This window comes from Microbacterium sp. B19 (genome assembly GCF_000333395.1).
GTDB lineage: Bacteria > Actinomycetota > Actinomycetes > Actinomycetales > Microbacteriaceae > Microbacterium.
Genome location: NZ_BADA01000383.1, coordinates 1 through 456, shown reverse-complemented (window position 1 = coordinate 456; position 456 = coordinate 1). Strand labels below are relative to the sequence as shown.

The window sequence follows — 456 nt, the reverse complement described above, 5'->3', positions numbered from 1 at the left end:
CAACGACTACAGCCGCGGCGCCAGCCTCGTGCTGCTCCCCCACCTGATCGGACCGCTCGGCATGCGCGAACTGCGCAACCGACCGCCGTCCTGGGGACACATCGCCGAGCGGTCGGACGGGTCGTCGTCGCGCCGGTGCTTCGCGCCGAGGTGCTCGATGACGAGGCCGGCCACCGCGGTCCGCCCGTCGGCCGCGGGGGACCACCACTCGGGATGCGCGTGCAGCCAGGCGGTCGTCGCCTGGCCGTGTGCGGTCACCGCCGGGATCCGGAGGTGCCCGGCGACCAGCACGAACACGATCGTCCGGTCGTGCGGGGTCTCGGCCGCGTCGCGGGCCAGCTCGAGCAGACCGATGAACCCGTTCTCCTCCACGGCGTTGCCGCCGTCGCTGTGCGTGACGACGAGAACGCTCTCGTCGGCATGGATGCCACTCCCCGACGACACCGCCCACACGGT

The 456-nt window shown here is 72.8% G+C and carries 1 protein-coding gene; it reads right to left on the bottom strand.

Features of this window, described 5'->3' with window-relative positions; genetic code table 11:
- Positions 1-6: 6 nt before the first annotated feature.
- Positions 7-456: hypothetical protein (locus tag I5G_RS25935; protein ID WP_036328310.1), on the bottom strand; the 450-nt coding region annotated here is incomplete at its 5' end.